The following is a 24,930-nucleotide window of genomic DNA, read 5'->3' as shown; positions in this document are numbered from 1 at the left end:
TGCCAACCTCCAAAAAAAGTATATTTGCCTTGATTATAGACAATCTTAGCAATTTGAACAACTTTTTCCAAAACTATACTAGTAAATTGTGGTCCCAAACGTCTATACTATGTAATGACAAAGAAAGTACAGAAGAAAGAGGTTTAATAAATGAATACATTAGAACCAGGTACGGTAGTTACATTACGTGTTGATAGAGATGCCCCATTTGGCTATTTTTTAACAAACGGTGAAGAAGATGTTTTACTACATACTAATGAAATAATAGACGAGTTTGACCCAGATGAAGATGTAACGGTCTTTCTATTTCAAGATCATCAGGGGAGACTAGCTGCTTCCATGAAAATACCGACTGTTCAAATCGGTTCATATGATTGGGTTGAAGTAGTTGAAATCAAACATGAACTTGGGGCTTTTGTTAATATCGGGATTAATAAGGATATTCTTGTCTCGAAGGACGATTTACATGAAGTATGGGACCTTTGGCCAACGCCAGGAGACAAACTGTATGTAACCCTGCGAACAGATAAAAATGGTAGACTCTTTGGAAAGCCCGCAACTGAAGATGTTATTCGTTCGATATCAAAGCCGGCAACAAGAAAGGATTTTAATAAAAACATAACAGGGACAGTGTATCGATTATTAATGGTTGGTTCATTTATGATTTCAGAGGAAGGGTTTCTAGGCTTTATTCATGAAAGTCAACGGACAAGAGAGCCGAGAATGGGAGAAAAGGTACAAGGTCGAATTATTGATGTAAAGGAAGACGGTACTGTAAATGTATCCTTGCTTGGTAGAGGTCATGAAATCATGGGAGACGATGCGGATAAGATTTATCAGTATATGGAAAGTCGTGGAGGAGCGATGCCATTTTGGGATAAAAGCAGTCCTGATGATATTTCAGCCAGATTTGATATGAGTAAAGCAGCTTTTAAACGTGCACTTGGTAAGCTAATGAAAGAAGGAAAAGTATACCAAGAAGACGGCTGGACCTATTTCAAAAAAGAATAGGAACGAAAAAACGCATCGGTTGTGATATGCTCCCCTTTAGGTAGACAGGTTAAAAAATAAAAATCTGGCTACTAAAGGGGAGTATTTTTATGTCCAAAAGAGCTTTAACTATGGAGTATAAGTTTGAGATCTTAAAAGCGTGGGAGGCCGGGACATATTCAATAAGTGAACTTGCTAAGAAGTATAAAGTGAATGTGGTTTCTATTTATGAATGGAAATATAAATTCGATAAATACGGTACCGAAGGTCTCGAAGAATCAGCAACTTGGAAACCATATACAAAGGAATTAAAACTTTCAGCAATAAATGATTATCTATCAGGTAATTTTTCATTACGTGAAGTTGTTAGAAAGTATGAAATATCAAATGATTCCGTCCTCAGGCAGTGGATTAACAAGTATAATAGTCATAGAGATTTAAACGATACGTCGAAGGGAAGGACGAGCTCTATGACCAAAGGTAGAAAAACTACTTGGGATGAACGGATTCAAATTGTATTTGATTGCTTAGAGAACGGAAAAGATTATCAAAGTACAGCTGAGACTCATGGGGTCTCTTATCAACAAGTGTACCAGTGGGTTAGGAAGTATGAAGAGGGTGGAGATGAAGCGCTTAAAGATAAGCGTGGGAGGAAAAAAGAAGAAGCTGAATTAACTTCAGAAGAGAAAATAAAGCTTCAGATGAAAAAGTTAGAAAGAGAAAATGAACGTTTACGTGCAGAGAATTTATTTTTAAAAAAGTTAGAGGAGATCGAAAGGAGGCGAAAGTAAGCCAAGTTCGATTTGAGGACAAGTATATCGCGATTCAGGAACTTCATAAGAAAGAAAATCTAAGCATCTTGTTACTTTGTGATGTCGCTGGTATTACACGGGCTGCTTACTATAAGTGGCTAAAGCGTACTCCTTCTGATCGGGAACTTCAGAATGAAGAAATTATTAAAGAGATGAAAGCTCTTCATGAAGAAGTAGAAGGCATCTATGGATATCGTAGAATGATGATGACCATTAATCGAAAACTTGGGCAAAACTTCAACCACAAACGTTTTTATAGACTGATGAAAGTTGCTGATATACAGTCTGTCATCCGTCAAAAGAAGAAACGTTATAAGCACTCTACCCCTCAACATATTGCGGAGAATGTGTTAAATCGGGAGTTCGCGGCTGAAAAACCAAATGAAAAATGGGTAACTGATGTCACGGAATTTAAATATGGAACATCAAAGAAGGCCTATTTAAGCGCTATTCGTGATCTATATGATGGATCGATTGTAAGTTATGTATTAGGACATTCAAATAACAATAAACTTGTGTTCAATACTCTTGACCAAGCTACCAAGTTGTTGGATGGAGCCCATCCTCTTATTCATAGTGACCGTGGTTTTCAATACACATCTCATGGCTTCAAACGGAGAATAAACAAGGCGAAGATGGTTCAAAGCATGTCTAGAGTAGGACGATGTATAGATAATGGACCAATGGAATCCTTTTGGGGAACACTCAAATGCGAGAAGTTTTATTTGCATAAGTACGCTACATTTGAAGAACTATCTAAAGCGATAGACGAGTATATATATTTCTATAATCACAATAGATATCAAAAACGGCTAAACGGCCTTAGCCCTATGGAATATAGAGCTAAAGCCGCTTAGGTCATTTTTTATTATTTCCACTGTCTACTTGACAGGGGGCAGTTCATTGTAATGACCGATGCGTTTTTTACGTCCAGCTTAAGCGCCTAGAAACTCGAGAAACTTCAACTCCTCCTTCAGCGGCAAAAGACGCCTCTTTGTAGGTGTCTCCAGTTTTCTAGTTTCTGACCAAGGCGCAACAGTTTTTGCTTTTTAGAGATGATCTGTCTTCTTTGAATATTGATGTTTGCCTGCCTGACGATTTTTTTCTCTCATCATATTTTTTTCATGGCGTAACGCATTATTATCTTGTGCCTTTTTATCATTATCACTAGTTTTTGGCATACATGTACACTCCCTTCAATCCTTTCAAGAGGATGTTCAAAAAGTCCGGTAAAAATGACACATCGAATTTCTTCGTTGGCTTGCTTATCCGTTGCTCACGTATTAACAGCATACGTTCCGCTACTCAAAACTGCGCCGCCTCGAACTTCTTGGTCCTTTTTATCCTCCTTTTGAACTTTACTTCGAAATTAGGATATCCAGTCGTTTTTCAAACTATGTAAAATTAGCGATTTGGCAGCTCATTTAAAAAGAAAATCGCGATTGTTCCTGGTCCTGCATGTGAACCAATTGCAGCACCAATCACATTCATATAAAAAGATTTACACCCTAATTTTTCTTCAAAAAGTTTTTGTAATTCAAGTGCTTCATTTTCCACATCGCCGTGGCTAATCCCAATTGTCTGGTTTGAAAAATCCACTCCGCGTTCTTCCATAAGCTCAACAATTCGTTTATACACTTTCTTTTTTCCACGGATTTTTTCAAGCGGGATAAGCTTTCCATCTTCGACATTTAATAGAGGCTTAATATTTAAAAGTCCTCCGACAAAGGCAGATGCTTTACTAATTCGTCCTCCGCGTGCCAAATATTCAAGATCATCAACCGTGAAAAGATGCTCCATATGGGTGCTGTAAAAATTAGCAAGGTTTACGACTTCTTCCTTTGAAGCCCCCTTGGTCGCTAACTCCGCGGCTGCTCTCACAACAAGACCTTGTCCAAGTGATGCACATTTCGTGTCAATAATCGTTAAATCAAGGTCTGGGTATTCTTCTTTTACTTCTTCACTCATCATGACGGCTGTTTGATAGGTTCCTGACAATTGTGATGAAAAGGCGATGTACACAGCAGATTGCTTTTCTTTTGCAATTTCAGTAAAAACCTCTTTAAAACGGTGTGGCGGAACTTGAGATGTTTTTGGAGCACTCCCATTTCGCATCGCTTCAAATACTTTTACAGGATTAATTGTCGCAATATCTTCGTAATCTTGCCCATCTAGATGAACTCCTAAGGAGAATAAGGTTACATTGTTTTCTTCAAAAAATTGAAGAGGTAGGTCACTACCGCTATCAGTAAGAATTCTAACGGTCAAAAGTCTCACCTTCTTTTTTCGTGGTCAAGTTTGAAAGACAAACTTGCCTATTGTAAGTGTAGCGAGAATTGGATAAAAATACAACAAGTGTGGGAAAATTTTGTATGACAACTAAATTGCCAATTCGATTGAAGAATGTTGTTCCAGGAGGACTATTAGCATGGTTTATAGAGAAATGAAAAAAGTAATTATTGTGATAATCGGTGCATTGCTAAATGCAGCTGCCTTAAATCTATTTTTAATTCCAGCTGACGTATACTCTTCAGGATTTACCGGTATATCCCAGCTATTGTTTAGAATTCTGGGAGATTATACCCCTTTACATGTTTCAACAGGGGTCATTTTACTGCTATTAAACATTCCAGTCGCGATTTTAGGTTGGAAAAAGGTAGGAAAGGCCTTTACCCTATATAGCTTTGTATCTGTTGCTTTAACGACTTTATTTTTATCGATAATACCACTTGAACGAATTTCAGATGATATTTTACTTAATGCTGTATTTGGTGCTGTCATTCAAGCAATAGGAATCGGCTTAACCTTGAAGTGGGGGGCCTCAACTGGTGGTCTTGATATCATCGCGCTTGTGTTATCAAAGTCAAAAGATAAGCCGATTGGTACTTATATTTTTACATTAAACGGACTAATTATCATTACAGCAGGCTTCTTATTTGGTTGGGAAAAAGCCTTATATACCCTTGTTGCCTTATATGTGCTAACAAGGGTGATTGATACAGTCCATACGAGTCATGTAAAGGTATCGGCGATGATAGTAACGAAAAAAGCAGATGAATTGAAAAAAGCGATTCATTCTAAGTTAGTGAGAGGAATTACGGTGATTCCAGCAAAAGGAGCATTTTCGAGCGAACCAAAGGATATGCTAATGATTGTTTTAACAAGGTATGAATTATATGACTTGGAGCGTATTATAAAGGAAGTTGACCCTCATGCCTTTACTAATATTGTACAAACGGTAGGAGTCTATGGATTATTTCGTAAAGAGTAGTAACTTTTTTAAGGAATCTATCGACATATAAGGTAAAGGGGTGACAAACATGAGAAAATGCCTTCTAGTAGTCTTACTATTTGTAATGAGTTTATTTATCATATCAGGATGTGGTACAACATCAAAAGAAGATGCTCTTCCTGTAAATGCAGGGGGCGATGAAAAAGTAGAATCAGAAACACCACCAGAACAAGAGGGTGAAGAACCTGGAGGTGATGCGAACGTGGTTGAAAAACTTCAAACAAACCTATCTATTCAAACTGAGGAAAACCAAGCAACTTTTAAAATTTCATTGAAAAATACGAGCGACAATTCCGTGAAAGTGACCATTCCAAGTGGTCAAAAATATGAAATTGTTGTGACGGATCCAAATGGAAAGGAAGTTTACCGCTATTCGATTGATAAAATGTTTATTCAAATGATTGAAGAGATGGAGTTAAAACCAGGTGAAGAAAAAGTCTGGGAAGAACCATGGGATTACACATCAAACGATGGAACTAGACTTGCTCCTGGTGAATATAAAGCAACTACTTTCCTTACTGTTTCACAAGTAAATGGACAAAAAATCGAAGCAAATGCATTACAGTCAGAACAAAGTTTGACAATACCTGAAGAAGGGAATACGGCATTCCGCAATGTTCAAGTACTTGGAGAAAATGGGGAATACACAGTAACTGGAGAAGTACGAGTGTTTGAAGCAACATTCTTCTATGCTGTCGAGGATGGGCATGATTATGTGGTTCCTGAAACGGTTCAAATGGCATCTGAAGGTGCACCAGCGTGGGCACCATTTGAAATCAAAATTTCCATTCCAAAGGATAAAATCCCTACAAATGGAGCATTGATCCTTCACTTATATGAAAGAAGTGCAAAAGATGGCTCGATCACAAACCTATATCATGCAAAACTTCAACAGTTCCAATAAAAAGGGGAAGGGTCAGACGATATGTCTGACCCATTTTTTGAATTAGCACTTATTGAAGTTGGTCTAATTCATTTTGTAATTCGCGGAGTTGTTCTTTTTCGGCTGTTGTAGAGTTAGCATAAGCAGAAGAAAGTGCATTTTTTGCGACTGAAATCGCATCCTGTAAGGAAGTATCACTTTGACCCGCGCTTGCTAATTTTGCAACTTCTACAGTTTCACGAGCCTTCTGGAATAAACGGTTCCCCATTTTAGATTCCTCCAAGTGATGAATTTTCGACATTTTGCTTTTTCTTTGCTTCTGCCTCAGCTAGAGTTGAACGGTAAGGAAAGCGCTGAGCATGTTGTTGAACAGCTTCTGCACCTTGATGAACAAATCGTTTTGATTTATTACTACCCATCCGTAAATTCCCCCTTTAACAGCTTTAAAAGAAGTGCGCTTTTAAAAGGCGCTAATCATATTGTTTGAAGTTTTGAAGTGGAATATATAAGGTAATTATTTCTGGATGTTTTGGTTAGAATTAATCAAAAAAGAAACCGGATCTTCATACCGGTTCCTTCTTATTTTTCTAATTTTAATACTTCCTCTAAATAAAGAGCAATTCCGTCCTCTTCATTAGTCATTGTCACATGGTTTGCAATATTTTTTAATTCATCAATCCCGTTACCCATTGCAATTCCATGTCCAGCATATTCAATCATTTCTAAATCATTATCTTCATCACCAAAGGCAATAATTCGGTCTTTTGGAATTTGAAAATAATTTGCTACCTTTTGAATACCAACCGCTTTATTTAAACCTGATTTAACAATCTCAATGACATGCCAAGGTGCAGCCCATTTGCGGTGATCGACCACTTCTGCATGCATTTCAGAAAGATACTCTCGAATCTTATCTGCAATTTCTTCGTCAGGATGTATCAAAAGTGAAGTAGGGTCACGTTTTAAAATTTTCCGTAAATCGCCTGTTTCGATATTCGGTTTACCCATACCAAAAATATCTAACATCGTATCATCGTGATAATGAAAATACACGTCATCAATCACTTCTGCTAGGATATTCTTGATGCGAAAGGTATCGGCAACCTCAACAATTTCTTTTACGGTTTTTAATTCAAGTGTGTCGTGATAGACACCCCAACTTTGATCAAGAGGGTGATGGACAAAAGCTCCGTTGAAATTAACGATGGGTGTTGTAAGACCTAGTTCTTGATAGTACATGGAACTCGAACGGAAAGGTCTTCCTGTCGCAATCATAACCTGATGACCGGCCTTTTTTGCTTTTATGATAGCCTCTTTTGTTCTTTTTGATATCGTTTTATCATCTTTTAGTAAAGTACCATCTAAGTCTAGTGCAATTAAATGTTGTTTTGTCATAAATATCTCCTCTGCTCTCTTTCTTCTACTTAAACAGATATTAAAAAAATCGTCAATTGAAAAAGCTAAACTTTTTAAGTTAACTACCAATTAGTGGTACACTAGAAGATGTCTCAAAGTTTTTATTAAAGGAGTACATAAAGAATGGTTATTGTTGAAAAGACTAAAATAGCAGATATTCCGGCATTACATATTGCAAAAAATCAGATAAAAGACGAAAAAGCTCCGCTCATTCTGTTCGTTCACGGATTTGGTAGTGCAAAGGAACATAATTTACACTATGCATATCTTTATGCAGAAGAAGGATTTCGTGTGGTTTTGCCTGAAGCAGACTATCATGGAGAAAGATACAAGGGTCTTGAAGAACTTGAAATGAATTTTAAATTCTGGGATATAGTCATCAATGAGATCAAAGAACTTCAAAGGATCAAGGATGAACTAGTCGGAAAAGGTTTAGTTGATGAGACGAGAATTGGTGTTGCGGGAACTTCAATGGGAGGAATCGTAACCCTTGGAGCATTGACCCAATATCCATGGATTAAGACTGCGGTAAGCCTCATGGGGAGCCCATATTACGAGGAATTTTGTCGTGGGCAAATTGAGGAATTGAAGCGACATGACATTGAACTTCCTTTCACAGATACAGAATTAGAAGAAAAATATGCTGAATTAAAGAAATATGATTTAAGCTTGCAACCGGAAAAATTAAATGGAAGACCATTGTTTTTCTGGCATGGTGAAAAAGACAAGATGGTTCCATTCAAATATACGTATGAATTTTACCAAGAAATTCAACCGCTATATAAAGGGAAAGATGAAGACCTATCCTTTATTGCCGATACACGTGCTGATCACAAAGTCACAAGAGAAGGTCTTCTCGCATCAGTAGACTGGTTTAAAAAACATTTATGAAAAGAGAAAAACGTGTCGAGGCTGATCGACACGTTCTTTTTTTATCAACTTACCTAATTCCTAATGCAATTTTTGCGTAACGGCTCATCATATCTTTGTTCCAAGGCGGATTCCAAACGATGTTCACATCAACGTCTTTTACTTCTGGTAATTCTGTGAGGACACGTTTAACGTCCATTGCAATTGTTCCAGCAAGTGGGCAACCCATTGATGTTAAAGTCATTGTAACTTGCGCTACTTCTGCGTCATTCATATCTACATCATAAACAAGTCCTAAGTTTACTATGTCAATCCCTAGTTCAGGGTCCACGACTTGTTCAAGTGCCCCCATTATATTTTCTTTTAAAGCTTCATCCATTTGTTAACTCTCCTTTCGAGAAATAGCTTATTTAAAGTATAACGAAACAAACGCAGAATGTGAAATTGAACGACTTCCTAACGACGTAATTGCTTCATAGCAGCTTCTGACATGCGTTCAGGTGACCAAGCTGGATGCCAAACCATTAATACCTCAACATCATTTACCTCTTCAAGATAAGCAACTGCATGCTTTACACCGCTTGTAATGCTGTCATGAAGGGGACAGCCAGGTGTAGTTAGTGTCATTTCAATATAGACATTGTTATTTTCTTTAATATCAATTTTATATATAAGTCCTAAATCGACAACATTAATATTTAATTCAGGATCAATTACTTGTTTTAACTGTTCGATTATTTGCTCTCTTAATTCCATCATTTTTCTCCCCTTTATTTAAAAAGTACCTTCAAAATGCTATAACTGAAAAATAAAGTTGAAGCGAGTACAAGGCTTTGGCCGATCGAGAAAATAAGCAATTGTCCGGTTGCAATCGATAAAACGAAGATGAGACAACCTGAAACAAAGCCAGAAAAAATCGGAATTGCCAATTTTTCATCTATCATTTGTTTTAAAGTCGGTACATCTCTTTTTCCAATTAGCTTACTGTACCTGTGTGTCCACCAAAGAAAAGGAATAATTTTATATAAATAGCCAAGAATGCTGTTTGCAATCCACAAGAAGAGGTAAAGAAAAATAAGTACACCATACATCTCATAATAACCTGGTAGGAATGAGAGGATCGCTCCGAACAAGTGAATCACTAAGCCAAATCCAATTGCAATTAATGAAAATGTAAATGGTTTATCCAGCTTTTTCTTCAATCTTGCCTTAATAATCGTTGAAATGTGGTAAGAAAAAAGAGCGAATCCTGCAAACAGTATGCTCATCCCTGCCTGTAATAACATGTTTTTCTCAGTAATAAAGCTGCTAATAGTAACAATAAGGCCAATGCCATACACGATATAGACCCATCTTGCGGATTTCATTGAAAAGCCATGTGCTAACGAAAACATGGGGACCATTTTATAAGAAAAACCAAAAATTAAGAAGGTAAACCAACCTGCAATTCCAAGTAAAATATGACTTTTTAATACAGCAAGATGATTTAGATTTGTGATTCCAGCTCCAAGATTGACGATTAACAGAATTCCCAGTGTGATTGTGAGTAGTAAGCAAATGAGAGCACTACCAACAAATAAAGTTAAAATATTCTTCTTGGCTTGCTTTTTCATCGTCATAAACATTTGTACGAGAAATAGCAATATACCAGTAACAGCAAGTGACCCTGTAAAAATAGACAAAGTAGGTGAGAAGGAAAGGGTGATTCCAAAACCACCAAATCCAATTGCTGTTACCCAAAATTGAATAAACCCAAATTTTACACTCCAAATCGGCGTTAAAAAGGCTACTGGCACAAGTTGATACATGGCTCCCATCGCAACCATTAAGGCCCAGCCTAGTATCAATAAATGGGCAGACGATAGAAGGGGAAAGGTGCGAAAATTCCCATCAATGACCACATGTCCATTAAACAAGAGGATTACCTGGGATGTGATTAAGGCTACAACACTAAAGATAATAAAGGAGAGTGGCAGCCTTATATCGGTTTCATTTGATAATTGAGGCATCATTGGCAACCAGCTCCTTACTTCGTAATCTCAATTTGAAAGCCGCCATCAGGATATGGTTCTGTCGTATGTTTGTAGCCTAATTCATCCAGCTGTTCATACAAGAACATAGGTCGGCGATCATTGATAATCGTCAAGGTGTCGCCTTTATTTAATTTTTCGAGAGCTTTCAATGTCCTCATCATTGGAGTGGGAGGCTCAAGACCTCGATTATCTAAATGCATTACTTGTCACCTCTTTTTGTAAAGGTAACCTTCCAATGTTTTTTATCAATTTGCTCTGCCTCATTTGAAAATCCTTTTGCTTTTAAAATTGGAAATAAAGGAGTCGGTTTAAAAGGTGCGTGCAAAATGAAAATATCTCCATCCTGTAAAGGTTTAACCGCCTCCATAATCTTTTGGAAAGGCTCAATTTTATTTTTAAGATCTTCCCTAACATCTACCTCTACAACTTTTGAATCCATGATTGAAATCCCCCTTATATAACGGTTATAACTTAATGATAATCATTTTCAATGAGAAACGATGTGACCTGAATCACAAGTGTCAGAAAAAATGAAGTGAAATCAAAGACTAGGAACCATTTCCTTTAGGGCTAAAAAATCTCATCATGTAGCTTCATATGATCTAATAGGTAATATCCATCAGGAGTCATGTCTACGATATGTTTCTTCTTCAATACTGAAATTGTCCTGCTTACTGATTCACGTGTTGTACCAATCATGTTAGCAAGTTCACGATTTGTAAATTGAGTAGTTAGCTTAAAGCGATTGTCGATCTTTTCTCCATTGCTTCTACATAAACGAAGTAAAAGCATGATAATTTGTTCTTGTGTATTTAGTAGGATTTGTTCCTCCAGTCGCTTTTGAAGGTCGATGATTTTTTCACCTAACACTTTAAAAATTTTGATGCAAAGCTCAGGATTTTTTAATAATATTTCTTCAAATCGATCAATGGGGGTGAAGATAATGTTCGATTCCTCGATTACTTCGGCATGTGCTGGATATCGGCCTTTTCGAAAAAATCCAGCATGTGGAAACATTTCTCCTGCTTCAAGTACGGATACAATCTGTTCCTTCCCGTGCATATCAGATTTATAAATTTTTACCTTTCCGGATTTAATGAAAAACACACGATCAAGTGGATCGTCTTGCATAAAAATAAACATTTTTTGTTTATATAAACGTGACTGTGAAATTTCAACAATTGGATTAAGTTCTTCAGAGGTTAATTCCCGAAACAAGGGAACTCCTTTCAATTGTTCACGAATGGATGTTGTCCCCATCTTGCTCACTCCTTTTTTGATTTACATTACCTAAGGCAACTCTGTATTTAGTGTAGCAATCCTCGTTTTTAAAACTGTGATATACATCATAGGTAGTGAAAAACAAAATCAATGTTCAAAAAATCGACACAAAAAAAGCTAGGAGAAATTCTCCTAACTTAGTCAACTTGTTTTTCTTCGGCACAATCAAAGCAAAGTATGCCATTTTTATCATCTAAAACAACACCATTAATAAATCCATCTAAACAATAAATTTCTTTCTCACATTCCTTACATGTACCAACAAATTCTTTCATCTTTCACCTCGTTTATTCTTTTTGACTCCACAATTCATGAGGTATAGCAAGATGTTTACGTGGCGTTTAAAGATTCTCTATCCTATCATTATCGCATATTTTTTTAGACATATGATTAAAAACATACGTACATAGTGATAAGTTTCACTACAATTACTGAAGAGACTAGATACAATGGACCCATAAAACAAAAGGAGGAATGTAAATATGGTATTTGCAGCAAAAGTAAATGCACCAGATTACGCACCGAAGGATAAGCACCCTACAATTTTTAGAACATTTGATAGTTTACAACCAGGTGAAATCATGGAGCTAACAAATGACCATGATCCACGACCACTCCAATATCAATTCATGATGGAACGCGGTAATGAATTCACTTGGGAATACCTTGAACAAGGCCCGGATGTATGGCGCGTTGCAATCGGTAAAAAATAAAAATTAATCAAGATTCTAATATCGAGAAAGGTGTAGGCAATGTCAATTTTCGACGTAGTCTACATCTTTTTTTATAATTGGAAAAGTTTTATTTGGAAGACTGTTCCTTTCGTGCTACTATGATGAAAAAAGTAAAAGGAAGTTTCATGATGGATAAATCAAAAATCACAGGTATTCTTTTAGCCGGTGGAGAGTCAAGAAGATTTGGGAGCCATAAAGCGTTTGCCAAATTTCATCGTAAATTCTTTTATGAATATGCTATCGAGGCGTTGGAGGAGAATGTGAGAAAGCTTATCATTGTAAGTCATCCCACATTAGTAGAGCAATTTCAACATCAAACCTCAGTAGAAGTAATTCAGGATTTACCTGAATATAAAGGGAATGGACCGCTTGCTGGTATGCTCACCGCCATGCAAAAAGTACCATCAGATTGGTTTGTAGTTTTACCTTGTGACACCCCTTTTGTGACTGATGAACTTGTAAAGCAACTAATCACTTATACAAATGACCCAAGGATTGATGCTGTCGTTCCGGTTATCAATGATCGCCAACAGCCCTTAATCGCTGTTTACCATAGTAGGGTTGCAAAGAGAATAGAGAAGTTGCTAAAAATTCAACATTTTAAAATGAGCGATTTATTAGACGTTTCCCATGTTAAATTCGTAACCAACCATGACCTTCAACTGAAAGGAATGGAATTTGAAAATATCAATGACCAAAATGAATATAAAAAAGTACAGCAAAAGCCAATTTAACATCCACAGTAAATTGGCTTTCATTATTAATTTTACTTTACACAATCATAATTATCGGAAAAGTACGATAAAATAGGAATAAAACTAGATATTTTGAAAAGGAGGGATCATGTTTGAGAGTAGGCTTAATTTTAGGTATTTTAACCTCTGGACTTCTACTAATCATTGGTTTGTCTACTCAACAATTTGAAACATATTCAGTTATTTCTGGGACACTAGGGATTATTTGTTTCCTGCTTGCGGGAATCGTTTCTGATTCTTTTATCAGTGGAGATCGGGCAAGAGCAAATTACTACACCGAAACCAAACGAGACCGCAAAAAAAGAATTCGATATTCCTATCTATTTTTCCTCTTGGGGGCTCCAAATTTACTTGTAGCCATTGTTTTAACCCTCAATTACATGTAACATTTCTTCACATAATATTTCTTCAATTTACTATTCATATAGTTTTGATGTCTAGCTCCAGCGCCTAGCCCCTCGAGGTCATAAGCCAATCCGTCAAGAAGGATAAAAGGCATCCTTCTCGCCGGCTTTTCTTATGCTTGTCGGGGCTGACCAAGGCGCTTGCGCTTTTCCTAATTTGTGAACATTTTCAAACACCTCCTTAACCTGTGATGTACCTCACATTATTCACTTTTTTATAGTGTTAAAATGTGGACATTAACAAAGGAGGTTTGCCTCATGTTTGAAAGAGACTATAATAAAGACCCATTTATTGTGATTTGGGAACTTACAAGAGCTTGCCAATTAAAATGTTTACATTGCCGTGCAGAAGCACAATATACGAGAGACCCTCGAGAACTTTCCTTTGAAGAGGGTAAAAAGTTAATCGACCAAATATATGAGATGAATAATCCAATGCTAGTGTTCACAGGTGGGGACCCATTAATGCGCCCCGATGTATATGATATTGCTGATTATGCGGTTAAAAAAGGTGTCCGTGTTTCAATGACACCAAGTGCAACACCAAATGTTACAAAGGAGGCCATTCAAAAGGCAAAAGAAGTAGGCTTAGCACGTTGGGCTTTTAGCTTAGATGGACCAACTGACGAAATTCATGACCATTTTCGCGGAACAAAAGGTTCTTTTGATTTAACAATGAGAGCCATCAAATATTTACACGAACTTGAAATACCAATACAAATCAACACGGTCATCTCAAGATATAATGTCCATGCCTTAGATGAAATGGCAAAATTGGTTGAGGACCTTGATTGTGTGTTATGGAGCGTCTTTTTCCTTGTACCTACAGGTCGTGGTAAAGAAACCGATATGATCTCTCCAGTTGAACACGAAAAGGTTTTCCGTTGGTTGTATGATTTAAGTAAACGTGTTAAATTCGATATAAAGACAACAGCAGCGCAGCATTATCGTCGGGTTGTGATTCAATCAAAACTGCGTGAGACGAAGGATACGGATAAACAAATTCGCTATGAAGATGCACTTATGAAGGGGAAAACTGGCCAAATTGATGGACTAGGAAGAGCGCCTCAAGGTGTAAACGATGGTAATGGATTTGTCTTTATTTCTCACATAGGAGATGTATATCCGAGTGGATTACTTCCTGTAAAAGCCGGAAATGTGCGTGTGACACCACTAGCTGAAATTTATCGTGAATCTCCAATATTTAAAGATCTGCGTAATCCAGATAAGTATAAAGGGAAGTGTGGGGTATGTGAATTCAGACATGTCTGTGGTGGATCACGTTCTCGTGCATATGCGATGACTGGAGATTACATGGAGAGCGAACCATTCTGTGTATATATCCCAGAAGCACTTCGTAAAAAAGAAAAAACACTTCAATAAAGGTTTGGTAAATAGGAACATGCAGAAAAAAGTCAATCCTTCAAAAGTGATTGGCTTTTGTATTTGAGGACGGTTAGCACCTGTCCTAGAACCCAAAAGACCCATGGGATCCCCATGGGTCTTTGTAGCGCCTTTATTCAATGCTACAATACTTTGCTGGACAATCCTCACATTGGATTTCCTTTTTAATAAATGCCAGATCGTGAATCGTAATATAGCCTTTGGTGACAGAAATGACCCCTAGTACACGCAATTCATGCAGCATGCGGTTTACACTTTCTCTTGTGGTAGCGCAAAAATTGGCAAGCTCCTGATTCGTTAAGTGTAAGTCTATTAAGATTCCATTCTGTTTGTGAACACCATAACTATTGGTCATGCGAACTAAGGTGGAATATAAAGCTCCTTTTTTACCTAATAAAACAAGATCTCTAAACTTCGTTTGTGTTTTTCGGAAATGATCACTCATCCATTTCATAAATTCAAATGCAAGATTCGTATTTTCAAAAAGTTTTCGTTCTAAGTCATCCTTTTGAATAACAGCAATATCGCTATCTTCTAAAACTAGACAATCAAATAAATATTTCGGCTGATCGGTGAATAATGTCAACTCTCCAACGATTTCATTTTGGCTACAAACTCGAAGGGATAATTCACTTCCATCAGACGTTCCTTTGCTAACCCTTACACGCCCAGAAAGAATGAGGTAAAGTTCGGAAGCCTTCATACCTTCCCGAAATAAATACGTTCCTTTTTCTATTTGGATGACGTGATTAGCTGATTTCATAAGCTCTGTTAATTCATCTGATATTTTTGCTTTTTGTAATGTCAATTGACTCATAGGTACCACCTTCCTAAGCAGGAATGCTATACTTGGTTAAGAGGATGTTCAAAAAGTCCGGTGAAAATGACACATCGAATTTCTGCGTTGGCTTGCTTTTCCGTTCCTCACGTATTAACTGCATACGCTCCGGTACTCAAAGCTGCACCGCCTTGAAATTCTTGGTCCTTTTCATCCTCCTTTTGAACAATTACTTTTAATAAAATAATATAATGTTAGTTATTACTGCGATGTATAATAAATCACACTTAGTGTAAAATTGCTTCAAAATGCTTGTAAAATAAGGAATATATCAATTATGAACAATTTTTAACAATTGAGGTCAAAGTCATGGAACAGCTATTTTGGTCACCTATTAAACTTTCAATATCCATTGCTATTACCGCGGGCTGTATTGTCTTACTGCTTGGTTTGGTCACAGGGAAATGGATGTCCCGTAGGAAATTTAAAGGAAAACTCATTATTGAAACATTATTCATGCTGCCGCTTGTTCTTCCCCCGTCAGTAGTAGGCTTTTTATTAATTGTGATATTTGGAAGAAATAGTTTTGTTGGAACATTTATTGAAAAAGTAACGGGTCAACCAATTATGTTCACTTGGTGGGCAGCAGTTATTGCTTCTACTGTCGTGGCGTTCCCGCTTATGTATCAATCTGTGAAAACAGGCTTTCAATCCGTAAACCCAGATATTGAGGATGCTGCTAGGACAGATGGTGCAGATGAATTTCGGATATTCCTTTTCGTTTCCATACCATTATCAATAAAAGCAATTGTCACAGGTGGGATCTTAAGCTTTACTCGTGCACTTGGTGAATTTGGTGCAACCCTCATGTTTGCTGGAAATATACCAGGTAAAACACAAACATTGCCAACAGCAATCTATGTTGCAATTGATAGTGGGAATATGGAACTAGCTTGGTTGTGGGTCCTAACGACTATCTTTATTTCCTTTCTAATGCTCGCGTCAACCTATTTAATTAAATAAAAATAAAAAAGGCTGTTCTTGCAGCTATGTTGATTTTGATATGGGCGTTAACAAGTGTTATTGACACATAGGTGCACCCTCTAGGGATTGGAGCGGATGGCACGAATCCTCGGAAATGCAGGCATTTTCTTCGTGCGGTGCAGTTTCAAGGAAGCAAACTCAACGTCCTGCGGGAATAGCGAGCCAAGCGAGACCCCACAGCGAGGCACGAGCGAGGAGGCTTGCGGATCGCCCGCGGAAAGCAAGTGTCAGAAGCGGAAATCCCTCTAGTTCCACCAATAAACTTTAAGTTAATTACAACAATCTTATAGAAAAGAGCCAAAAAAAAGATGCATTCTTGACAAGAATGTGTCTTTTTCCGTTTTCCACCCATTTTGTGACAAACTTAACAGATTTAAGGTTGAACATTATGTGAGAATCATGCTGAACAGAGAATTTAGGAGGGGGTTCTTTTGTACCAAACAGCTGCTTGGTATCTTTCTATTATTTTAATGACCTTAATTACCGTTATTTTTATTACCGTTGTCTTAAAAACAAATAGACGAAGAGAGTATGATTCAATCCAGAAAAAATGGTACCGCTTTAGAACGATTTATTTCATTGCTTTACTTGTTGTATTTGGAACTGCAACTTATTTTACACTGCAAGATCTTCCGTTTGAAAGACCAGTATATGGACAAGAAGAAAATCCAGTTATTGTTGATGTGGAAGCTGTTCAATTCGGCTGGAAAATGAGCCAAACTGAATTCGAAGTGGGGGAACCAATCGAATTTGATATCACCAGCACAGATGTTAACCACGGCTTTGGAATCTACGACAAAGACATGAATTTATTAGCACAAACCCAGGCAATGCCAGATTATACAAACACTGTTTTCTACACATTCACGGAGCCTGGTACGTATCAAATTTTATGTATGGAATACTGTGGACTTGGTCACCATCTCATGATTGGTGAAATTGTCGTAACAAATTAAGGAGGGGGTTAACAATGTCTACTAATATTGCAATGGGAGCGACAAATAACTACCGAAACAAAACGATTGCTCTGTATCTATTTGCAGGTGGGTTAATCATTTTATCAATGATGGTATTTGGAGTTTTGATGCTTCTTGCACAAGGAAAAATGATTGATGTAGACCCAGGATTTTTTTATGAAATCATGACTGTCCATGGAACAGGTATGATTGGTGCAGCTGCATTAGCTGCAGCTGCTGTTATGTGGTACTTCCTTAGTAAATATGTACAATTAAGCAAAAGTATTCTAATCACGAATTTCATAACCTTTATCATCGGAGTCGTCATGGTGTTAGTAGGAATATTCGTGTTTGACTTTGCAGGTGCTTGGACATTCTTATATCCGCTACCATCTATCTCTGCTGGTGGATGGGCAGTTACGGGAGCAGCACTTTATTTGGGCGGTATGCTTATTCTCGGTGTAGGATTTTTATTACTAAACTTAGATGTAGCTAGAGCAATTATTAAACAATATGGAAGCTTAGGCGGAGGGTTAGGCTGGTCAATTGTATTTGGAAAGGAAAAAGGCTATGGTCCGCCAGCGGCTGTCGTAGCTAGTACAATGGTTTCAATTGTAAACACCACTGCATTAATTGCGGGAGCAACTGTTCTAATTATGAACCTTATAAATCTATTTATTCCAAGTATCACAATTGATCCAATGCTTGCGAAAAATCTAACATATGCGTTTGGACACATCTTTGCAAACTCGATTATCTACATGGGTGTTATTGCGGTTTATGAGATTTTAGCAGCCTATACAAATCGTCCTTGGAAAGCAAATCGTCCATTTCTAATTGCGTGGAACTTTTCAACATTATTTACAATTACGATTTATTCTCACCACTTGTTAATGGATTTTGCAATGCCAAAGTGGATGATCATTATCGGTCAAGTGCTTTCATATGCAAATGGATTACCAGTATTAGTCGTCACAGCTTATGGTGCGTTAATGATTGTATATCGTTCAGGTATTAAGTGGGACATTGCTTCATCGTTTATGTTTTTATCCATGTTTGGTTGGGTTATTGGTGTCGTACCTGCAATTGTCGATGCAACGATTGTTGTAAACCATGTGATGCATAACACAAAATGGGTACCAGGGCATTTCCATATGTATATGGGATTAGGTGCAACAGCTATTGTTTTTGGATTTATGTATTACTTAGCGAAAGTGAATGGAAAAGAGAAAGAAACTTCGCTAGATACGATTAGTTTTTGGGTATACACAATGTTCTTCATTGGATTATGTGGATCGTTCCTTTTCTCAGGAAAAGTAGGAGCGCCGAGAAGATGGGCTGAGCACTTCCCAGAATGGATTCCATATGACCGTATGGGAGTAATATTTGGTATCTTTATTGTTCTTGCTGTCTTGACATTTGTAATTCGTTTTTGGCATTTTTCAAGATCAATAGATTATAAGTTTCAAGAAAAGGTAGGACCAGATCGCCATGTTGCGTAAAAGCGTTGGAATTCTATTTGCACTAGTAGCGGGACTCACTTTGCTATGGGTTAGTACAGATGGATTGCAGGCTTTTACAGCTGAGAAAGCAAGAATTATTGAATTAGAAAGGGAGCAGCCAAAGCTCCCTTCTGCAACATTAATCGATTCTGATTCAGAGACTTTCCACTTACGGGAATTAGAGGGAAAATACATACTTATGACCTTCATGTATACAAGTTGTGGGGATGTTTGTCCAGTTTTGGAACAGAATTTTGCTGAAATTTACGAAAACATTCCTAAAGAGGTTCTTGGCAAAGAAGTTGTTCTGGTAAGTATAAGTTTTGACCCTGAGAATGATTCTCCATCGGTTTTAAAATCCTATTCAAACCATTTTGGAGCAGATGGGGAACAGTGGAAAATGGCAACGATTCAGGACGAGCAGGAATTACAGGATGTGTTAAAAACACTTGAAGTAATTGTTATTCCGAATGAATACGGAGGGTATGAGCATAATTCAGCATTTTATGTTATCAACCCAGATGGAAAATTAACTAATATCTTTGATTACCAAACACCGCAAACTGTTGTGGAATACTTAGATACTTTTTTATTTTAGAGGTGAAAATATGTACCGTTTACGTTATTTATTGATTGGACTACTTTTACTTCTATTCGTTTCTTTCCCTTACGTAAGGGTATTGCTAGAAAAGAGCATGGTGGGAACGATGCTCATTCAATATCCATTATTAATAGGGGGTGGTTATTTCCTTGCAAAAGGGTTTCCTAGGAAATGGCGAAAGTTTTTCCTTTACTTCAATGAAAATGGGATTGCAGGGATGTTACTTACAATATGTGTTATCGGATTTTGGATTTTGCCAAGGTCAATCGATGCTTCACTGAACGAACCAGTAATGGAGATTACAAAATATATTAGTTTATCATTTGTTGCAGGGGTTTTATTGAATTATAGCTGGAAACTGCTTGGACCCATTAGTAAAGGCTTTATTTGGGCTAATCTCATTTCGATGATTTTTGTGATGAGTTGGCTTTATACAGTATCGCCAGCAAGACTATGTAATAATTACTTACTTACAGCCCAACAACAGCTTGGAAAATCAATGTTTGTTCTAGGAATGGTTATTTGTCTATTATTTATGGTACGCGTATTTATCGGGAAGCCTGTCGCCCTAAAAGTAAAAAAGAGAAATCAGCCACTCATTCAATTAAAGTCAAATAGATCAAAGTCATCTTCTGTTCCAAGCTTTAAATAAACATAAAAAAACCACGATTTTCAAAGTATGAAATATCGCGGTTTTTTTAATTTTTTTGTAAGAATTAATTCCCAGCTTCTGCTCTTGGAAATAAGATATTATTTTCTAGATGTATGTGCTGAAATAGGTCTGCTTCAAGTGCTTCAAGACGCTGGTAGACTAGGCGATATGTTCCACATGCACCAATTGGTGGTTGAAAGTCATTTGTAATGTCACGGATTTCTTTAATAATAGTTCCAGCCTCGTCATGATCACCTTCTAGATCAGCTACATGTTTTTTCACTAATTCATGATTTTCAGGTGTTGGTTCGTTTTCAAATTTAAGAATAAGAGGGAATGACTCTGCTTCCTCCTTAATGGTATGTTGTTCAAGCTCGACCTTTAATTGATTAAACAGTGAATGTACTTTAGCAAGATGTGGATGATTTCCGCCATGTACTCTCAAAACCTTTGTTACATATGGGCTAAGTTGCGGAAGCTCTTCATTTAAATACCGGTGATGTTTATTTACGATATGGTCAATCAATTCTGAAAAGCTTGCAGCCTTCCAATCCACTGTTTTTTCATTTAATTCTTTCATTTCTTGATAAAGAGTATTTAATTTTGACAAAACCTCATCTTTTGAAAGGTTTCTTTCTTCTATGGCATCTATAAGTGGTCTGTTACCACCACAGCAAAAATCAATTCGAAGTTTTTTGAATAGGTCTCCAGCCTTCGGAAACTCAGTTACAATTTCTCCAATGATATGTTGTTCTGTAAAAGTTTGTTCCATGATCTTACCTCCTATTTAGTAAACTACTTTTAGAATAGCTGTTAAAAAGGAAGAATGAGGTGATACGTATCACACATATGTAGAAAAACGTCATAAATGATGATAAATGTGATGAGCATCATAGGTTAAAAGGGAGTAAGTTTGGTACGATAAAGCCAAATAGAGATTGCAACTTAGGAGATGTCATAACGATGTTTTTTCGTAAACAATATATTGTAGGGCTTGAGAAAGAAAATAAACAACTTAAACAGGATATGAAAGTATTAAAAGAGGAAACAGAACAACAGAAAGAAAATACATCTTTGTTTTTTAAAAATTTTTACGAAGAGCTTGTAGCAACAATTGAACAGCACGAGCATGTAAATGGTCAGCATCATGTTCTCGGAGAGTTGGTTGGTAAAATCAAGTCTAAATTCGACCGAGTTGATGAGCTTAGTCTATTATCCTATCATAACTCTGCTAAATTATATGAAAATGGACAAACATTACTTTTAGCTGCTGAAGACATGGTTGCAAAATCAAGTGAAGGAAAAAACCAAGTATTAGAAGTGGAATCTATTATGAAAGAACTTGGTTCCCAATTAAAAGATACATCTGAAAAAATGAACCATTTAAATAATCGATCAAAGGAAATTGAAAATATCGTACAAGTCATTAAGGAGATAGCTGACCAAACGAATTTATTAGCATTGAATGCATCAATTGAAGCGGCAAGAGCGGGAGAGCAAGGAAAAGGATTTTCAGTCGTTGCGGCTGAGGTAAGAAAGCTTGCAGAGAGTACCGCTTCAAGTACTGAGCATATTAGTGCCCTTACAAAAGCAATCCAAAAAGAGATTGACGAAACCTTACTATCAACAACGAATAGTACAATCCTTGTACATTCAGGGGTTGATGCAAGTATTTATACAACTGAAAAATTTAATTATATTATGTCTGTCATTCAGTCTGTCCAAAAAGAGGTACATTCTGTTTTAGATACGATTGAGGAACAAAAGGTATATTCACAGGATGTTATGCAAGAAATTTCAACAACAAAAGAGTTGTTTGATAATGCCAATGATTTAATTACCCAACATATTACGGACGCCAAAGTTGTCGATGATAAACTTGAAGAAGGAATCGTTCATCTTAATGAAATGACAGCAAGAAAGTAGTGGTTTTTTCTAATATATACTACAATAGGAAAAAAGTAGATAAAAAGTGAGTGAAAATGATGGTCGAAAGAAGAACACCCATACCCGTTCCAGAAGCAGTGTCGCGAGTAATGGAATTTGCAGGTACAGGGACAAAGGAAAAAGTATCAATAGAAGCTAGTTATGGACGATTTTTAGCGGAGGACGTAATCGCTGATCATGATGTTCCACATTTTGATCGGTCACCATATGATGGCTTTGCTGTTCGGGCAATGGATACAACAAATGCGGGACTAGAAAATCCGATAGAATTTGAAGTAATTGAAGAAATTGGAGCTGGGTCTGTTGCAACGAAAAAGGTAGAGGCTTTTCAAGCTGTTCGAATCATGACGGGTGCAGCAATGCCTACAGAATGTGATGCAGTTGTCATGCTTGAATTAACAACTGAATATGAACGTGATGGTAGGAAGTTCATGTCGATAAAGCGACCATTTAAATCTGGCGATAATGTATCGTTTCAAGGTGAAGATACCAAAAAAGGCTCCGTCTTAGTCGAAAAAGGCGTCTTTATTAATCCTGGCGTTAAAGCACTTTTAGCCACCTTTGGCTACCATGAAGTTGAAGTTGCTAAGAAACCAGTCATCGGTATTTATGCGACTGGAACAGAACTGCTTGATGTCCATGAGGAACTTGTACCTGGAAAAATTCGAAATAGCAATGCTTATATGATAAGTGCACAAATTGAAAGAGCGGGTGCGGAGCCAAAGTATTTCGGAAAACTCCCCGATGATTTTGAGCTTTGCTTTGAGGCAATCAAAAATGCAATCGATGAAGTGGATATCTTAATTACGACTGGCGGAGTTTCTGTCGGGGATTATGATTACCTTCCTGCGATTTATGAAAAATTAGGTGCGGAAGTCTTATTTAATAAAATTGCAATGAGACCGGGAAGTGTCACTACAGTTGCTCAACTACATGGTAAGTTATTGTTTGGATTATCTGGAAATCCTTCTGCTTGTTATGTTGGCTTCGAATTATACGTTAGACCGGTAGTCCGAACAAGATTATTTTCTACCAACCCGCATCTTTTAAAACTAAAAGCTGAGCTCGATGCCGACTTTCCAAAACCAAATCCATTTACGAGATTTGTAAGGAGTAAAATCAGTTTTTCGGATGGAAAACTTGTAGTGACACCAAGTGGTCTAGATAAATCAAATGTCGTTTCCTCACTAGCTGGAGCAAATGCATTTATGGTTTTACCAGGTGGAACGCGAGGATTTGGAAAAGGTGATGAAGTAGACGTATTGTACCTAGAGGACCAGGAAGGAAGTATATGGCCTTGGAAATAAGATTTCCACTTCTCCAAGTCGTCGGTTATCAAAATAGTGGGAAAACGACACTTGTTGAAAAAATCGTAAAAAAAGGTACTGATTTAGGTTATCAAATTGCTACCATTAAGCATCATGGGCATCAAAGTAGCTTACAAAGTCTTCATCAAGAAAAAGATTCTTCCCGCCACTTTAGAGCAGGAGCGTCTGCAACCATTGTAGAGGGTGGAGGGAGCCTGCAGCTTGAAGCGAAGACTTCCAAATGGCCGCTCGAGAAGCTAATTCAACTTTACGCTTTTTTTGAAAATGATATGATAGTAATTGAAGGATATAAACACGCAGAATATCCCAAAATCGTCTTAATTAAAAGAGAAGAGGATATCGAACTCTTAAATTCGTTAACAAATATTGTTGCGGTTATAAGCTGGATACCGATTCAAATTAAGTTTCCTCTTTTTCTTATCAACGAAGAAGAGAATTATTTAAACTGGATTTTTAGTGAGGTACATCAATGAATAATAATGATTTATTTAAAATAACGAATGAGCCGATTCAGGTTGAAGAGGTGACAAATAAGGTCATTCGACGTGAAGCTGGCGCAGTTACGACCTTTATTGGAACAGTTCGCGAATTTACGAGGGGGAGAAGAACCCTTTATTTAGAATATGATGCGTATATTCCAATGGCAGAAAAAAAGCTGGCTCAAATTGGTGAAGAAATTTCGGTAAGATGGCCTGAAGCGAAAACGGCGATTACCCACCGAATTGGGCGCTTGGATATTTCTGAAGCAGCAGTCGTCATTGCAGTTTCCACACCACATCGTAAGGATGCCTATGCAGCAAATGAATATGCAATCGAACGTATAAAACAAATCGTCCCTATCTGGAAAAAAGAACATTGGGAAGACGGGGAAATGTGGATTGGAGATCAGTTAGAAACGAAACAATATGCAACTGGCCGACCTGAAGAGGAGGATTTAAAATGATTACGATATTATTTTTTGCCCATTTACAGGAAATGGCGGGAACTGAAAGGCTCTCGATTCATGCAGATCAGCTAACCATTTCATCTCTTAAAGAGAAGCTTGCTAATGAAAATGGTATAAAAAATCTTGATCAAATCATGTTTGCCATAAATGAAGAGTATGCAATAGATGAAGATATTGTAAAAGCAGGAGATACTGTAGCTTTGATACCACCAGTAAGTGGAGGTTGATTTTAAATCAACTTCACTTACTGTTTTTTTTTGTGCAAAAAAATCAGATATTTTATAAAAATACAATTGATTTAA

33 protein-coding genes are annotated in these 24,930 nt (G+C 37.1%); 19 read left to right on the top strand and 14 right to left on the bottom strand.

Features of this window, described 5'->3' with window-relative positions; translation table 11 throughout:
- The first annotated feature begins 150 nt into the window (after positions 1-150).
- Entirely contained in the window at positions 151-1,011 is an 861-nt protein-coding gene (locus RGU12_RS05855; RefSeq protein WP_309535222.1) for a CvfB family protein, read from the top strand.
- An 89-nt stretch (positions 1,012-1,100) separates the two neighbouring features.
- Positions 1,101-2,659 (top strand): IS3 family transposase gene (locus RGU12_RS05850; protein ID WP_309535221.1). Its coding sequence is split into 2 segments (ribosomal slippage): positions 1,101-1,743 and positions 1,743-2,659, totalling 1,560 coding nucleotides; the frame shifts between segments, so codons are not numbered across the junction.
- Positions 2,660-2,851: 192 nt separating this feature from the next.
- On the opposite strand, the gene RGU12_RS05845 is transcribed toward RGU12_RS05850, so the two are convergent.
- On the bottom strand, positions 2,852-2,983 hold the full coding sequence (locus tag RGU12_RS05845; RefSeq protein WP_010283423.1) for a DUF3941 domain-containing protein: 132 nt from the start codon (positions 2,981-2,983) through the stop codon (positions 2,852-2,854).
- 223 nt (positions 2,984-3,206) lie between these two features.
- On the bottom strand, positions 3,207-4,070 hold the full coding sequence (locus RGU12_RS05840; protein WP_116351177.1) for a DegV family protein: 864 nt from the start codon (positions 4,068-4,070) through the stop codon (positions 3,207-3,209).
- Between the two features lie 160 nt (positions 4,071-4,230).
- On the opposite strand from RGU12_RS05840, the gene RGU12_RS05835 reads away from it, so the two are divergent.
- Entirely contained in the window at positions 4,231-5,073 is an 843-nt protein-coding gene (locus RGU12_RS05835) for a YitT family protein (protein ID WP_116351176.1), read from the top strand.
- A gap of 49 nt (positions 5,074-5,122) precedes the next feature.
- The gene (locus tag RGU12_RS05830; protein WP_309535220.1) at positions 5,123-5,998 is read left to right on the top strand and encodes a BsuPI-related putative proteinase inhibitor; all 876 of its coding nucleotides are present in this window, start codon (positions 5,123-5,125) and stop codon (positions 5,996-5,998) included.
- Positions 5,999-6,047: 49 nt separating this feature from the next.
- Here RGU12_RS05830 and RGU12_RS05825 read toward each other — a convergent pair whose 3' ends face one another.
- The 3 genes from RGU12_RS05825 to RGU12_RS05815 all read right to left on the bottom strand — a co-directional run bounded on the left by RGU12_RS05825 (position 6,048) and on the right by RGU12_RS05815 (position 7,372).
- The gene (locus RGU12_RS05825) at positions 6,048-6,245 is read right to left on the bottom strand and encodes a DUF3813 domain-containing protein (protein WP_309535219.1); all 198 of its coding nucleotides are present in this window, start codon (positions 6,243-6,245) and stop codon (positions 6,048-6,050) included.
- Position 6,246: 1 nt separating this feature from the next.
- The gene (locus RGU12_RS05820) at positions 6,247-6,396 is read right to left on the bottom strand and encodes a competence protein (RefSeq protein WP_309535218.1); all 150 of its coding nucleotides are present in this window, start codon (positions 6,394-6,396) and stop codon (positions 6,247-6,249) included.
- 160 nt (positions 6,397-6,556) lie between these two features.
- Positions 6,557-7,372: a Cof-type HAD-IIB family hydrolase gene (locus tag RGU12_RS05815; RefSeq protein WP_309535217.1), complete on the bottom strand. Its 816-nt coding sequence runs from the start codon at positions 7,370-7,372 to the stop codon at positions 6,557-6,559.
- A gap of 144 nt (positions 7,373-7,516) precedes the next feature.
- On the opposite strand from RGU12_RS05815, the gene yjfP reads away from it, so the two are divergent.
- On the top strand, positions 7,517-8,284 hold the full coding sequence (yjfP, locus tag RGU12_RS05810) for an esterase (RefSeq protein ID WP_309535216.1): 768 nt from the start codon (positions 7,517-7,519) through the stop codon (positions 8,282-8,284).
- Between the two features lie 49 nt (positions 8,285-8,333).
- On the opposite strand, the gene RGU12_RS05805 is transcribed toward yjfP, so the two are convergent.
- The 7 genes from RGU12_RS05805 to RGU12_RS05775 all read right to left on the bottom strand — a co-directional run bounded on the left by RGU12_RS05805 (position 8,334) and on the right by RGU12_RS05775 (position 11,852).
- On the bottom strand, positions 8,334-8,642 hold the full coding sequence (locus RGU12_RS05805) for a metal-sulfur cluster assembly factor (protein ID WP_309535215.1): 309 nt from the start codon (positions 8,640-8,642) through the stop codon (positions 8,334-8,336).
- A 77-nt stretch (positions 8,643-8,719) separates the two neighbouring features.
- Positions 8,720-9,019 carry a metal-sulfur cluster assembly factor gene (locus RGU12_RS05800; protein ID WP_309536276.1) on the bottom strand — a complete coding sequence of 100 codons (300 nt, stop codon included), beginning with the start codon at positions 9,017-9,019 and terminating at the stop codon, positions 8,720-8,722.
- Between the two features lie 14 nt (positions 9,020-9,033).
- Positions 9,034-10,275, bottom strand: coding sequence for a hypothetical protein (locus RGU12_RS05795; protein WP_309535214.1), 1,242 nt, complete (start codon positions 10,273-10,275; stop codon positions 9,034-9,036).
- Positions 10,276-10,289: 14 nt separating this feature from the next.
- On the bottom strand, positions 10,290-10,496 hold the full coding sequence (locus RGU12_RS05790; RefSeq protein ID WP_309535213.1) for a DUF2249 domain-containing protein: 207 nt from the start codon (positions 10,494-10,496) through the stop codon (positions 10,290-10,292).
- On the bottom strand, positions 10,496-10,735 hold the full coding sequence (locus tag RGU12_RS05785; RefSeq protein WP_309535212.1) for a DUF2249 domain-containing protein: 240 nt from the start codon (positions 10,733-10,735) through the stop codon (positions 10,496-10,498). Before RGU12_RS05785 ends, RGU12_RS05790 begins: the two co-directional genes overlap by 1 nt.
- A 131-nt stretch (positions 10,736-10,866) precedes the next feature.
- Complete coding sequence (locus tag RGU12_RS05780) at positions 10,867-11,556, bottom strand: Crp/Fnr family transcriptional regulator (protein WP_309535211.1); 690 nt, start codon at positions 11,554-11,556, stop codon at positions 10,867-10,869.
- Positions 11,557-11,714: 158 nt separating this feature from the next.
- Positions 11,715-11,852, bottom strand: a complete 138-nt coding sequence (locus tag RGU12_RS05775) for a hypothetical protein (protein WP_189655149.1) — start codon at positions 11,850-11,852, stop codon at positions 11,715-11,717.
- A gap of 207 nt (positions 11,853-12,059) precedes the next feature.
- On the opposite strand from RGU12_RS05775, the gene RGU12_RS05770 reads away from it, so the two are divergent.
- The 4 genes from RGU12_RS05770 to RGU12_RS05755 all read left to right on the top strand — a co-directional run bounded on the left by RGU12_RS05770 (position 12,060) and on the right by RGU12_RS05755 (position 14,853).
- The gene (locus tag RGU12_RS05770; protein ID WP_309535210.1) at positions 12,060-12,290 is read left to right on the top strand and encodes a DUF2249 domain-containing protein; all 231 of its coding nucleotides are present in this window, start codon (positions 12,060-12,062) and stop codon (positions 12,288-12,290) included.
- A gap of 149 nt (positions 12,291-12,439) precedes the next feature.
- A complete protein-coding gene (locus RGU12_RS05765) occupies positions 12,440-13,045 on the top strand; it encodes a molybdenum cofactor guanylyltransferase (protein WP_309535209.1) in 606 nt (201 codons plus the stop codon).
- A 113-nt stretch (positions 13,046-13,158) separates the two neighbouring features.
- A complete protein-coding gene (locus tag RGU12_RS05760) occupies positions 13,159-13,452 on the top strand; it encodes a DUF5316 domain-containing protein (RefSeq protein ID WP_309535208.1) in 294 nt (97 codons plus the stop codon).
- Positions 13,453-13,728: 276 nt separating this feature from the next.
- Complete coding sequence (locus RGU12_RS05755; RefSeq protein WP_309535207.1) at positions 13,729-14,853, top strand: TIGR04053 family radical SAM/SPASM domain-containing protein; 1,125 nt, start codon at positions 13,729-13,731, stop codon at positions 14,851-14,853.
- Between the two features lie 133 nt (positions 14,854-14,986).
- Here the strand turns inward: RGU12_RS05755 and RGU12_RS05750 are convergent, their stop codons facing one another.
- Positions 14,987-15,691: a Crp/Fnr family transcriptional regulator gene (locus RGU12_RS05750; protein WP_309535206.1), complete on the bottom strand. Its 705-nt coding sequence runs from the start codon at positions 15,689-15,691 to the stop codon at positions 14,987-14,989.
- Between the two features lie 330 nt (positions 15,692-16,021).
- Here RGU12_RS05750 and modB point away from each other — a divergent pair, with 330 nt between their 5' ends.
- From modB to RGU12_RS05725, 5 genes are all read left to right on the top strand, one after another.
- Positions 16,022-16,675 (top strand): molybdate ABC transporter permease subunit, encoded by a 654-nt coding sequence (gene modB, locus RGU12_RS05745; RefSeq protein WP_309535205.1) that lies wholly within the window; start codon positions 16,022-16,024, stop codon positions 16,673-16,675.
- 452 nt (positions 16,676-17,127) lie between these two features.
- Positions 17,128-17,652: a cupredoxin domain-containing protein gene (locus RGU12_RS05740; protein ID WP_309535204.1), complete on the top strand. Its 525-nt coding sequence runs from the start codon at positions 17,128-17,130 to the stop codon at positions 17,650-17,652.
- 14 nt (positions 17,653-17,666) lie between these two features.
- A complete protein-coding gene (locus tag RGU12_RS05735; RefSeq protein WP_309535203.1) occupies positions 17,667-19,154 on the top strand; it encodes a cbb3-type cytochrome c oxidase subunit I in 1,488 nt (495 codons plus the stop codon).
- Positions 19,144-19,752, top strand: coding sequence for an SCO family protein (locus tag RGU12_RS05730; protein WP_309535202.1), 609 nt, complete (start codon positions 19,144-19,146; stop codon positions 19,750-19,752). Before RGU12_RS05735 ends, RGU12_RS05730 begins: the two co-directional genes overlap by 11 nt.
- 10 nt (positions 19,753-19,762) lie before the next feature.
- Positions 19,763-20,407: a DUF1404 family protein gene (locus tag RGU12_RS05725; protein ID WP_309535201.1), complete on the top strand. Its 645-nt coding sequence runs from the start codon at positions 19,763-19,765 to the stop codon at positions 20,405-20,407.
- 64 nt (positions 20,408-20,471) lie between these two features.
- Here the strand turns inward: RGU12_RS05725 and ric are convergent, their stop codons facing one another.
- Positions 20,472-21,179: an iron-sulfur cluster repair di-iron protein gene (ric, locus tag RGU12_RS05720; protein WP_309535200.1), complete on the bottom strand. Its 708-nt coding sequence runs from the start codon at positions 21,177-21,179 to the stop codon at positions 20,472-20,474.
- Positions 21,180-21,370: 191 nt separating this feature from the next.
- On the opposite strand from ric, the gene RGU12_RS05715 reads away from it, so the two are divergent.
- The 5 genes from RGU12_RS05715 to moaD are packed head-to-tail and all read left to right on the top strand — an operon-like array spanning position 21,371 to position 24,855.
- Positions 21,371-22,333, top strand: coding sequence for a methyl-accepting chemotaxis protein (locus RGU12_RS05715; RefSeq protein ID WP_309535199.1), 963 nt, complete (start codon positions 21,371-21,373; stop codon positions 22,331-22,333).
- A 59-nt stretch (positions 22,334-22,392) separates the two neighbouring features.
- Positions 22,393-23,661, top strand: coding sequence for a molybdopterin molybdotransferase MoeA (locus RGU12_RS05710; RefSeq protein WP_309535198.1), 1,269 nt, complete (start codon positions 22,393-22,395; stop codon positions 23,659-23,661).
- Positions 23,646-24,155 carry a molybdopterin-guanine dinucleotide biosynthesis protein B gene (mobB, locus tag RGU12_RS05705; RefSeq protein WP_309535197.1) on the top strand — a complete coding sequence of 170 codons (510 nt, stop codon included), beginning with the start codon at positions 23,646-23,648 and terminating at the stop codon, positions 24,153-24,155. Before RGU12_RS05710 ends, mobB begins: the two co-directional genes overlap by 16 nt.
- Positions 24,152-24,625 (top strand): molybdenum cofactor biosynthesis protein MoaE, encoded by a 474-nt coding sequence (locus RGU12_RS05700; RefSeq protein WP_309535196.1) that lies wholly within the window; start codon positions 24,152-24,154, stop codon positions 24,623-24,625. Before mobB ends, RGU12_RS05700 begins: the two co-directional genes overlap by 4 nt.
- Entirely contained in the window at positions 24,622-24,855 is a 234-nt protein-coding gene (gene moaD / locus RGU12_RS05695; RefSeq protein WP_116351149.1) for a molybdopterin converting factor subunit 1, read from the top strand. Before RGU12_RS05700 ends, moaD begins: the two co-directional genes overlap by 4 nt.
- Positions 24,856-24,930: the final 75 nt, after the last annotated feature.

Source organism: Ferdinandcohnia sp. QZ13, assembly GCF_031324165.1.
Lineage (GTDB): Bacteria > Bacillota > Bacilli > Bacillales > Bacillaceae_L > Ferdinandcohnia.
The sequence above is the reverse complement of the archived record's forward strand: the minus strand, read 5'-3'. Positions and strand labels throughout refer to the sequence as shown.

Excerpts from the sequence above, each read along its gene's own strand:
- RGU12_RS05835 (WP_116351176.1), top strand. The coding sequence starts at position 4,231 with ATGGTTTATAGAGAAATGAAAAAAGTAATTATTGTGATAATCGGTGCA.
- modB (WP_309535205.1), top strand. The coding sequence starts at position 16,022 with ATGGAACAGCTATTTTGGTCACCTATTAAACTTTCAATATCCATTGCT.
- RGU12_RS05710 (WP_309535198.1), top strand. The coding sequence starts at position 22,393 with ATGGTCGAAAGAAGAACACCCATACCCGTTCCAGAAGCAGTGTCGCGA.
- mobB (WP_309535197.1), top strand. The coding sequence starts at position 23,646 with ATGGCCTTGGAAATAAGATTTCCACTTCTCCAAGTCGTCGGTTATCAA.
- RGU12_RS05800 (WP_309536276.1), bottom strand. The coding sequence starts at position 9,019 with ATGGAATTAAGAGAGCAAATAATCGAACAGTTAAAACAAGTAATTGAT.
- RGU12_RS05825 (WP_309535219.1), bottom strand. The coding sequence starts at position 6,245 with ATGGGGAACCGTTTATTCCAGAAGGCTCGTGAAACTGTAGAAGTTGCA.
- RGU12_RS05795 (WP_309535214.1), bottom strand. The coding sequence starts at position 10,275 with ATGATGCCTCAATTATCAAATGAAACCGATATAAGGCTGCCACTCTCC.
- RGU12_RS05785 (WP_309535212.1), bottom strand. The coding sequence starts at position 10,735 with ATGGATTCAAAAGTTGTAGAGGTAGATGTTAGGGAAGATCTTAAAAAT.
- RGU12_RS05715 (WP_309535199.1), top strand. The coding sequence starts at position 21,371 with ATGTTTTTTCGTAAACAATATATTGTAGGGCTTGAGAAAGAAAATAAA.
- yjfP (WP_309535216.1), top strand. The coding sequence starts at position 7,517 with ATGGTTATTGTTGAAAAGACTAAAATAGCAGATATTCCGGCATTACAT.
- RGU12_RS05855 (WP_309535222.1), top strand. The coding sequence starts at position 151 with ATGAATACATTAGAACCAGGTACGGTAGTTACATTACGTGTTGATAGA.
- RGU12_RS05770 (WP_309535210.1), top strand. The coding sequence starts at position 12,060 with ATGGTATTTGCAGCAAAAGTAAATGCACCAGATTACGCACCGAAGGAT.
- RGU12_RS05820 (WP_309535218.1), bottom strand. The coding sequence starts at position 6,396 with ATGGGTAGTAATAAATCAAAACGATTTGTTCATCAAGGTGCAGAAGCT.
- RGU12_RS05700 (WP_309535196.1), top strand. The coding sequence starts at position 24,152 with ATGAATAATAATGATTTATTTAAAATAACGAATGAGCCGATTCAGGTT.
- RGU12_RS05815 (WP_309535217.1), bottom strand. The coding sequence starts at position 7,372 with ATGACAAAACAACATTTAATTGCACTAGACTTAGATGGTACTTTACTA.
- RGU12_RS05730 (WP_309535202.1), top strand. The coding sequence starts at position 19,144 with ATGTTGCGTAAAAGCGTTGGAATTCTATTTGCACTAGTAGCGGGACTC.
- RGU12_RS05775 (WP_189655149.1), bottom strand. The coding sequence starts at position 11,852 with ATGAAAGAATTTGTTGGTACATGTAAGGAATGTGAGAAAGAAATTTAT.
- RGU12_RS05845 (WP_010283423.1), bottom strand. The coding sequence starts at position 2,983 with ATGCCAAAAACTAGTGATAATGATAAAAAGGCACAAGATAATAATGCG.
- RGU12_RS05805 (WP_309535215.1), bottom strand. The coding sequence starts at position 8,642 with ATGGATGAAGCTTTAAAAGAAAATATAATGGGGGCACTTGAACAAGTC.
- ric (WP_309535200.1), bottom strand. The coding sequence starts at position 21,179 with ATGGAACAAACTTTTACAGAACAACATATCATTGGAGAAATTGTAACT.
- RGU12_RS05790 (WP_309535213.1), bottom strand. The coding sequence starts at position 10,496 with ATGCATTTAGATAATCGAGGTCTTGAGCCTCCCACTCCAATGATGAGG.
- RGU12_RS05755 (WP_309535207.1), top strand. The coding sequence starts at position 13,729 with ATGTTTGAAAGAGACTATAATAAAGACCCATTTATTGTGATTTGGGAA.
- RGU12_RS05725 (WP_309535201.1), top strand. The coding sequence starts at position 19,763 with ATGTACCGTTTACGTTATTTATTGATTGGACTACTTTTACTTCTATTC.
- RGU12_RS05750 (WP_309535206.1), bottom strand. The coding sequence starts at position 15,691 with ATGAGTCAATTGACATTACAAAAAGCAAAAATATCAGATGAATTAACA.
- RGU12_RS05830 (WP_309535220.1), top strand. The coding sequence starts at position 5,123 with ATGAGAAAATGCCTTCTAGTAGTCTTACTATTTGTAATGAGTTTATTT.
- moaD (WP_116351149.1), top strand. The coding sequence starts at position 24,622 with ATGATTACGATATTATTTTTTGCCCATTTACAGGAAATGGCGGGAACT.
- RGU12_RS05765 (WP_309535209.1), top strand. The coding sequence starts at position 12,440 with ATGGATAAATCAAAAATCACAGGTATTCTTTTAGCCGGTGGAGAGTCA.
- RGU12_RS05735 (WP_309535203.1), top strand. The coding sequence starts at position 17,667 with ATGTCTACTAATATTGCAATGGGAGCGACAAATAACTACCGAAACAAA.
- RGU12_RS05780 (WP_309535211.1), bottom strand. The coding sequence starts at position 11,556 with ATGGGGACAACATCCATTCGTGAACAATTGAAAGGAGTTCCCTTGTTT.